At 75.2% G+C, this 7,998-nt stretch carries 8 protein-coding genes and 1 pseudogene; 5 read left to right on the plus strand and 4 right to left on the minus strand.

Annotation, left to right across the window (positions count from 1 at the left end; translation table 11 throughout):
• Nucleotides 1-439 precede the first annotated feature (439 nt).
• The 3 genes and pseudogenes from DEF28_RS24105 to DEF28_RS28895 all read left to right on the plus strand — a co-directional run bounded on the left by DEF28_RS24105 (nt 440) and on the right by DEF28_RS28895 (nt 3,197).
• On the plus strand, nt 440-2,164 hold the full coding sequence (locus tag DEF28_RS24105; RefSeq protein ID WP_114400766.1) for a serine/threonine protein kinase: 1,725 nt from the start codon (nt 440-442) through the stop codon (nt 2,162-2,164).
• A gap of 177 nt (nt 2,165-2,341) precedes the next feature.
• A pseudogene (locus tag DEF28_RS28890) lies at nt 2,342-2,836 on the plus strand (DUF817 family protein); the annotation flags it as partial.
• A gap of 67 nt (nt 2,837-2,903) precedes the next feature.
• Nucleotides 2,904-3,197 carry a DUF817 domain-containing protein gene (locus DEF28_RS28895; RefSeq protein ID WP_258862682.1) on the plus strand — a complete coding sequence of 98 codons (294 nt, stop codon included), beginning with the start codon at nt 2,904-2,906 and terminating at the stop codon, nt 3,195-3,197.
• A gap of 9 nt (nt 3,198-3,206) precedes the next feature.
• Here DEF28_RS28895 and DEF28_RS24115 read toward each other — a convergent pair whose 3' ends face one another.
• Nucleotides 3,207-3,557, minus strand: a complete 351-nt coding sequence (locus DEF28_RS24115; RefSeq protein WP_114400767.1) for a hypothetical protein — start codon at nt 3,555-3,557, stop codon at nt 3,207-3,209.
• Nucleotides 3,558-3,802: 245 nt separating this feature from the next.
• On the opposite strand from DEF28_RS24115, the gene DEF28_RS24120 reads away from it, so the two are divergent.
• Nucleotides 3,803-4,363 (plus strand): dihydrofolate reductase family protein, encoded by a 561-nt coding sequence (locus DEF28_RS24120; RefSeq protein ID WP_114433497.1) that lies wholly within the window; start codon nt 3,803-3,805, stop codon nt 4,361-4,363.
• A 55-nt stretch (nt 4,364-4,418) separates the two neighbouring features.
• Here the strand turns inward: DEF28_RS24120 and DEF28_RS24125 are convergent, their stop codons facing one another.
• A complete protein-coding gene (locus tag DEF28_RS24125) occupies nt 4,419-5,036 on the minus strand; it encodes a TetR/AcrR family transcriptional regulator (protein ID WP_114400816.1) in 618 nt (205 codons plus the stop codon).
• 92 nt (nt 5,037-5,128) lie between these two features.
• On the opposite strand from DEF28_RS24125, the gene DEF28_RS24130 reads away from it, so the two are divergent.
• Entirely contained in the window at nt 5,129-5,701 is a 573-nt protein-coding gene (locus DEF28_RS24130) for a dihydrofolate reductase family protein (RefSeq protein WP_114400815.1), read from the plus strand.
• 12 nt (nt 5,702-5,713) lie between these two features.
• Here DEF28_RS24130 and DEF28_RS24135 read toward each other — a convergent pair whose 3' ends face one another.
• The gene (locus DEF28_RS24135; RefSeq protein ID WP_114400814.1) at nt 5,714-6,739 is read right to left on the minus strand and encodes a helix-turn-helix transcriptional regulator; all 1,026 of its coding nucleotides are present in this window, start codon (nt 6,737-6,739) and stop codon (nt 5,714-5,716) included.
• A gap of 423 nt (nt 6,740-7,162) precedes the next feature.
• Nucleotides 7,163-7,768 carry a flavin reductase family protein gene (locus DEF28_RS24140; RefSeq protein ID WP_114400813.1) on the minus strand — a complete coding sequence of 202 codons (606 nt, stop codon included), beginning with the start codon at nt 7,766-7,768 and terminating at the stop codon, nt 7,163-7,165.
• Between the last annotated feature and the right edge of the window lie 230 nt (nt 7,769-7,998).

A 7,998-nucleotide genomic window follows, 5' to 3' on the forward strand; every position in this document is an offset into this window, starting at 1 on the left:
AGATGTGTATAAGAGACAGGCGTTCGCTCGCGCGGCGCGGGGGCCGGTTCCCGTCCACGGCCCGGCGGGAGCCGGTTCGGCGTCGGTGTGGGCGGTGGGCGGGCTACGGCGGGCCTGGCGACCCAGACGCGCCCACGCGGGCGGACCGGGTGGGCGGCGGCCCTTGCCTGGCGGTGGGGGCGGGTCCGGCCCGCTGCCCCCGCCGCCGCGCTCGGCAGCGGCACCGCTCGACCCCGGGCGACTGTTTGAATCTACGTGGTAAAGGAGAGGGATGTCACTCCACCACCAGCGTGGCTTCTCATTCTTCCCACGACCCGCCCGGACATCACCCGCATTCACTGCCGAATACGCCAATCCGTAGGCGTTTTCGGTCACTGTGCTCCGCGTTTTCGTTACGATCTCAAGCGGTTGACACAGCGGCGGACAACGGAGGTTTGGCGTGGGCCCTCTGGAGAACGGCGACCCGGAACGGATCGGCCGGTACCGGCTGATCGGGCGGCTGGGCGCCGGCGGCATGGGCCAGGTGTTCTTCGGCCGCTCCGCCGGCGGGCGCGCCGTGGCGGTGAAGCGGATCCATCCGCACATGGCCACCGACCCCTCGTTCCGGCAGCGCTTCGCGCGCGAGGTGACCGCCGCCCGCCAGGTCAGCGGCGCGTTCACCGCCCCGGTCATCGACGCCGACCCCGACGGCGAGGTGCCCTGGCTGGTCACCTCCTACGTCCCCTCGCTGCCGCTGGACGAGGCCGTCCGCGCCCTGGGACCGCTGCCCGAGCCGAGCCTGCGGGTACTCGCCGCCGGGCTGGCCGAGGCGCTCACCGAGATCCACCGCGTCGGGCTGATCCACCGCGACCTCAAGCCCGGCAACGTGCTCCTCGCCGAGGACGGGCCGCGGGTCATCGACTTCGGCATCGCCCGCGCCACCAGCGGCACCGCGGCCACCCAGTCCATCATCGGAACCCCCGGGTTCATGTCGCCCGAGCAGATCCAGGGCGAGGCGCTCACCCCCAAGAGCGACATGTTCGCCTACGGCGCGGTGCTCGTCTACGCCGCCTCCGGGATCGGCCCCTTCGGCGAGGGCGCCATGCCGACCCTGGTGATGCGCATCCTGCAGCACGAGCCCGACATCTCGGCAGTCCCGCCGTCCCTCCAGCGCCTCGTGGCGGCCTGCCTGGCCAAGGACGAGCGCGGCCGCCCCGGCCCGGGCGACGTCCTCGACGCGCTCGGCGACGTCGAGGTCGGCAGCTCCTGGCTGCCGCCGACGTTCATGCGCGGAGTACAGGAGCAGGTCGCGCGGGTCAACGCCGCCCTCGCCGGAGGGGGCGGCACCGACGGCGGTGCCACCGTGGCGCTGGGCGCCGGGGCGGGCGCTGCCGCGGGGGCCGCCGCGACGCAGCGCTACGACGACCAGCAGGCCACCCGGGCCGCCACCCAGCACGGCGTCCCCGACGCCACCTCCGTCATGGGAGCCGAGTCCGGCCGCACCGCCGGCTACCCGGCGGCGGCCGGCTCCATCCCGTCCGGTCCCCAGGCCGCGCCCACCGCCGCGATGCCGCCGACCGGAGCCGCCGACCGCACCCGGGGCGACGAGTCCGCCTACTCCGACCTGTACCGCGGCTCCCCGCGCGACGAGGAGCGCCGCCGCGCCGAACAGGAGCGGAGGCGGCGCGAGGAGGAGGAGCTGCGGCGCCGCCGCGCCGAGGAGCGCCGCCGCGAGGAGTGGGAACGCGAGCGCGAGCGGCGCCGCGAGCACGAGGCCGAACAGGCGCACCGCGAGCGGGTCCGCGCGGAGCGCGAGGCGGCGCGCCGGGCCGAGGAGCGGGCCCGCATGGCGGACCAGCCCGGGCTGTGGAGCTTCGTCAAGGTGCTGCCGCTCCTGGTCATCCCGCTGATCCAGATCCCGCTCGGCTGGGGTGTCTCCCACGCGTGGTCCTGGTTCACCCTCACCGAGGGCTACTGGGGCAGCCCCTGGTACTACGAGGGCATCCTGACCGAGAGCGGGTTCTTCCACGCGCTCTACCTGGGGTACTTCCTGCTCAACAACGTCGTCTCGCTGGAGTACCTGGTGCGCTCGCTGCGCACCGGCTTCGCGACCGGCGCGATGCTCGCGGGTGCCGCCATCGCGGGAACCAACGGAGCGCTCTGGTACTTCGGGTTCTTCGGCTGACCGCCGCCCGAGAACCTGGCCGGGGCCGGGCGCACCGTACGGTGTGCCCGGCCCCGCCGGCGTCGGGGGAGCCGGCGGAGACGCACCCCGCGAGCGACAGGCCCGGCGCGGCCGCGGCGGCGGCAGCGGCGGCGGTCCGGCCGGGAACCCGGCAGCCCGTACTGCCGTCAGAGCCGGGTGGCGACGGCTACGGAACGGCGGTGGGCGGACCTGCGGTCGGCGCTCGGCCGACTGGCGCGGTTCGGCCTGCTGCAGGCGCGCGCGTGCGCGTTCGCGGGGCTCCTGCTGGCCGGGCTGGCGGCGTCGAGCGTGCTCCCGCTGCCCCTCGCGCGCTACGACGCGCTGCTGCTGTACGCGGTCGCGGTCACCGCGGTGTTCTGGGGGCTGCGCCTGGAGACGGGCCGGGAGATCCTCGCGATCCTCGGCTTCCACGTGGTGGGGCTGGTCTTCGAGCTGTTCAAGGTGCACATGGGCTCGTGGAGCTATCCCGAGGACGCGGTCGCCAAGGTCGCCGGGGTGCCGTTGTACAGCGGGTTCATGTACGCGGCGGTCGGCAGCTACGTGGTCCGCGCCTGGACGCTGCTGGAGCTGCGGCTGGTCGGCTACCGGCCGGCGGCCACCGCGGTGCTGGCGGCGGCCGTCTACGCCAACTTCCTCACCCACCACTGGCTGCCCGACCTCCGGCTGCCGCTGGCCGCCGGGATCATCGCGGCCACCTGGGGCGCGTGGGTGCGCTCGGGTGGGGGACCGGCGCTACCGGATGCCGCTGGCGCTCTCCTTCGTGCTCATCGGGTTCTTCCTGTGGGTGGCCGAGAACGCGGCCACGCTGTTCGGGGCCTGGAGCTATCCGCACCAGGAGGCCGCGTGGGCGCTGGTGCACCCGTCGAAGTTCGGCGCCTGGGCGCTGCTGGTCACGGTGTCGTTCGTGCTCGTGGCCAGCTGGCGGCACCGCGCCGCCGAGCCGGAACCGGGCCCGGACCAGGCCGGGGCGGGCGGCGCGGTCCCGCCGGCCGGCGCCGCCGGCCCGGGCTGAGCGGGCCGCTCACGCCAGCAGTGCCGCGGCGAACCGGCCGCGGTGGGCGGCGGCGTAGTCGGCGGCCGCCGCCCAGTAGGCCGCGTGCCCCCGCGCGTGCAGGCGGGCCCACGGCTGGCGGCCGTGCCGGGCGCCGTCCACGAGCAGGCGGTGCATGCCGCGCACGTGCTCGGCGGTCAGCTCCGGCAGCGCGGCCCGCTGGTGCGCGTCGAGCCCGTAACCGTCGGCCAGCGCCCGCAGCCGCGCCGCGTCGCGGACCGGGTCGCCGCCGGGGCGCAGGGGGGCGAACCCGTGCGCCGCGTAGCCGAGGTCCCACAGCCGCGACCCGGGCCGGCGCCGTCGAAGTCGATGAACACCCACCTGTCGCCGTCGCGGACCAGGACGCCGACGTTGCCGCCGGTGAGCGGGATCTCCACGCCGCGAGGCACCGGCCACCTCCACTGACTCGGTCCCGGGGCCGCCGCGCCGGGGCACGGGGTGCGGGCTCCGCCGCCGTCGTACCCGGATGAAAGCATCCTGGGACGGGCGCGGGCCACCGGATTTTCCGGAGGAGGGCCCCGGCTGTGCGGGCGGACCGGGCGGCGACGGGGAGAGGGGAGACGAGCGTGGCGCGGCTGGTGTACTCCATGATCTGCTCGCTCGACGGCTACGTGGCCGACGAGGACGGGCGCTTCGACTGGGCGGTCCCCGGCGAGGAGGCGCACGCCTTCATCAACGAGGCCGAACGGCCGGTCGGCACGCACCTGTTCGGCCGGCGGATGTACGAGGTGATGCGCGGCTGGGAGACCATGGGCACCGGGCCCGGCGACGCGCGGACGACGCGGGACTTCGGGGCCCTGTGGCGGGCGGCCGACAAGGTCGTGTACTCCCGCACGCTGGACCGCCCGGTCACCGCCCGTACCCGGATCGAGCGCGAGTTCGCCCCCGGGGCGGTCCGCCGGATGGTGGCCGCGGCGGACCGCGACGTCAGCGTGAGCGGCCCCACCCTCGCCGCCCACGCCTTCCGGGCGGGGCTGGTCCAGGAGTGCCGGGTGTACCTGGCCCCGGCCGTGGTGGGCGGGGGGCTGCGGGTGTTTCCGGACGGGGTCCGCCTGGGGCTGGAGTGCGTCGCGGAGCGGCGCTTCGCGGACGGCATGGTGTACGTGGGTTACCGCGTGCGGGGGTGACGCGGCGCCTCCGGAGGCGGAGGCGCCGCGTACGTGGCCGCCGCGGGGGCGCCCGCTACTGCGCCGCGTCGCCGGGAACCGGGCGTGTCGGCGCCGGCTGGTCGGCGAGGAGGCGGTCCACCAGGGCGGTGACCAGGTCGCCGCGCTGCTCGGGGGCGAACAGGTCGGGCAGGGTGAGGCGTTCGAGGATGAGCCAGTTGAGCGCCAGCCAGAGCAGCACGACCGTGGTCGCGTCGCCCGGCCGCCCGGTCTCGCGGTGGTAGCTGATGTTGAAGTCCACGTCGGCGCGGACGCGTTCGGTCAGGATCTCCCGCAGGTGCGGCCGGCGGGTGGCCTCCAGTCGGAGCTCCAGGAGCGCCAGGAAGCCCGTGGGGAACGCGGCCACGCGGTCCACCAGATCGTGCATGAGCGCGGTGACGCGGGCCCGGTCCCGGGGTCCCTGGAGTCCGGAGGCGAGTGCGGCCTCGCCCGGGTCCAGCCGCTCGTACACGCGCCCGCCGGCCTGGGTGAGGATCTCCTCGCGGTTGGCGAAGTAGTTGGAGGCGGTACCGGCCGGCACTCCCGCCTGCCGGTCCACCGCGCGGAAGGTCAGCCCGCGCGCGCCTTCCTGCGCCAGTACCTCGATGGCGGCGTCGAGCAGCGCCGCTCTTCTCTCCGGGTTGCGTCGGACCATGCGCTTGACACCACTCCATGTGTAGTACTACGTTCGTGGCACTGCAAACAAAGTACTACATCTAGCGTCGTTTAGTGGCTCGGAGGTCGTGAATGCGAAAGCTCGTGTACTACGTGGGAGTCTCCGTCGACGGCTTCATCGCCGGCCCGGGCGGGGAGTTCGACTTCTACCCGCTGGCGCCGGACATGCTCGACCACCTGCGCGCGGAGTTCCCCGAGACCGCGCCCACCCACATTCGGCCGCAGCTCGGCCTGGAGGGCGCGCCCAACCGGCGGTTCGGCACCGTGATCATGGGGCGTGCCACCTACCAGGTCGACGCCGACGTGACCAACCCCTACGCCCACCTGCGCCAGTACGTGGTCTCCCGCTCCCTCGGTGAGAGCCCGGACCCGGCCGTGGAGCTGGTCCCCGACGACCCGGTCGGACTCGTGCGCCGGCTCAAGGACGAACCCGGGGACGGCGACATCTGGCTGTGCGGCGGCGGCGTGCTGGCCGGGCAGCTGCTGCCCGAGATCGACGAACTGGTCGTCAAGCGGTACCCCGTCGTCGCCGGCGGCGGCCTGCCGATGTTCGCCGGGCCGTTCCGGCCGCGCGCGTTCGCGCCGGTGGAGACGCACACGTTCAGCAACGGCGGAACCATCACCGCCTACCGCCCGGCCGAGTAGCCGCACCGCGGCTCACTCCGGCGGGGACACCGGATCCCGTTCCGCCTCGGGGGCCGGCGCATCGTACAGCCGCACGGTGGCCCGCGCGGCCGCCGCGAGACGGTCGCGCAGTTCCGGCGGGTCGAGGACCTCGATGTCCGGACCGTAGCCGGAGAACTCCACGAGCGCGACGTCGACGGACTCGATGGGCAGCTCCAGCTCCACCCAGCCTTCGGGTCCGGGCTCGCCCGCGGCCTCCACGGCGGCGACGGCCCGGGTGGAGGACAGCGCCAGCATCAGCTCGCGCGCCCGGGCGGTGATCCGCACCCGCGCCGTCATCCGGTACCGGCTGGACTCGAACTGCTCGGCCCACGCCGCCCAGGAACCGGCGAGGTCGAAGTCGGCGGGGCGCTGGAACGTCCGCCCCGTGTCGACCAGCCGCCGCAGCCGCGCCACCCGGAAGGTGCGGGGCGGCGGGTCGGGGCGGTCGGTGTGCGGGCGGGCCAGCACGTACCACGAGCCGCCCTTGAGGACCAGGCCGAGCGGGTCGAGTGTGCGCCGGACCTCCCGGCCGTCCCGGCGGAGGTACTCCGCCTCCACGGTGTGGCACTCCCACACCGCGGTGGCGAGGACGCCGAGGTACGGCGCCTCCTCTCGGCGGCGGAACCAGCCGGGAGCGTCCAGGTGGAACCGCTCGCGGACGCGCTCGGCGCGGTCCCGGAGCTCGTCGGGGAGCGCGGCCAGCAGCTTCAGGCCGGCGGCCGCCATCTCGGCGCCCAGCCCCAGCTCGGCGGCGGCGTCGGGGACCCCTGACAGGAACAGCGAGTCCGCCTCGGCGTCGGTCAGCCCGGTGAGCCGGGTCCGGTACCCGTCCAGCAGCTGGTACCCGCCACCGGTGCCGCGGTCGGCGTAGATGGGGATGCCGGCGGCGCTGAGGGACTCGACGTCGCGGTAGATCGTCCGCTCGGACACCTCCAGCTCGGCGGCGAGCCGTGCGGCGGTCATCCGGCCGCGGTTCTGCAGCAGCAGGAGAAGGGACAGCAGTCGGCTGGCGCGCATGTCTCCAGTCTTACCGCCATTGCTGACAGCCGGTGTCAGGTACCGCTGCCAGGCGCGGCGGCCGCACGGCGTCCCCTCCCGGCGCGGCTCCGCCGTCGCCGGCCGTGCGGCCGCGTGGGCGGGGTCCCGCGTCCGTCGGCCTCGTGGTTCCGTCGCGGCACCGCGGTGACCGGCGGCCGGTCGGTACGGGGTGCGGCGGCCGCGGGGCTGTCCTGCCGCGCGGCGCGCTCGGGGCGGCGCCCGCCCCGCGGACGGCTGGTCGGGCGTCGCGCCCGCTCGCCTCGACGCCGGGCTGGTACGGGCCCGCCGCCGCACCCGGGTGCCCCATGGGCGCGCTGCGCGTACGCCGTCCGGGGCCGCCTCCGCAACGGCCGGGCAGCGCGCGGCCGGGCGGCCGCGGACAGCGGCATCCGGCCGCGGAGCTCAGCCCCGCAGCCACTCGGCGTGGCTGATCCGGTCGAGCGGCGTCACCTCGCCGACCGTCCCCCACTCGTTCTTGCCGAGCCGGGACAGCGGCCGCAGCCGGCTGATCTCGGGGAGGCCCCCGTCGAGGGCGGCGGAGTCGACCGCCGCGTGCACGACCTCGCCGAACACGACCGTGGAGTCGCCCAGCGGCAGCGTCGAGTGCAGCCGGCACTCCAGCGCCACCGGCGATCCGGCGACCCGGGGCGGGCGTACCCGGGCGCTGGGCTCGCGCTCCAGGCCCACGGCGTCGAACTCGCTGACGTCCGGCGGGAAGTCGGTGGCGGTCGCGTTGACCTCCGCCCACAGTGACTCCGTCGCCAGGTTGACGACGAACTCCCGGGTGCTCTCCACGTTGCTGAGGGTGTCCTTGCGGCCCACGGAGGTGAACTGCACGATCGGCGGGTTGGTGCTGGCGATGGTGAAGAAGGAGTGCGGCGCGAGGTTGTCCACTCCGCCTGCCGAGGTCGTGGCGACCCAGGCGATGGGACGCGGCACCACGACCGAGGTCAGTAGCTGGTAGAACCGGCGTCCGCTGAGGTCGCCGGGGGTCAGGTCGGTACGCATCAGTCCCAATGTAGCGACGTGCGGGGATGCGTCCACTCGCGCGGTCGCCCGCACCGGCCCGGGCGCTCCCCGGGGGGCGCGGCGCAGGGCGATCGTTTCCCCGACTCCGCCGGGCGGTGGCGCACGTGTGTGGTGTGGGTCACGTCGCCGTGCGGCACCGGGCCAGTGGCGCTGGCGGGGGTGCCGGCGGGCCGCGGGCCGGTGGGCGGGCCGCGCAGGCGCTTCCCGGC

It is taken from the genome of Marinitenerispora sediminis (assembly GCF_003336425.1).
Taxonomy (GTDB): Bacteria; Actinomycetota; Actinomycetes; order Streptosporangiales; family Streptosporangiaceae; genus Marinitenerispora; species Marinitenerispora sediminis.

What these genes read in the sequence shown, in the direction of transcription:
- DEF28_RS24140 (WP_114400813.1), bottom strand. Translation starts at nt 7,768, where the DNA reads ATGCGTACCGACCTGACCCCCGGCGACCTCAGCGGACGCCGGTTCTAC.
- DEF28_RS24130 (WP_114400815.1), top strand. Translation starts at nt 5,129, where the DNA reads ATGCGAAAGCTCGTGTACTACGTGGGAGTCTCCGTCGACGGCTTCATC.
- DEF28_RS24135 (WP_114400814.1), bottom strand. Translation starts at nt 6,739, where the DNA reads ATGCGCGCCAGCCGACTGCTGTCCCTTCTCCTGCTGCTGCAGAACCGC.
- DEF28_RS24125 (WP_114400816.1), bottom strand. Translation starts at nt 5,036, where the DNA reads ATGGTCCGACGCAACCCGGAGAGAAGAGCGGCGCTGCTCGACGCCGCC.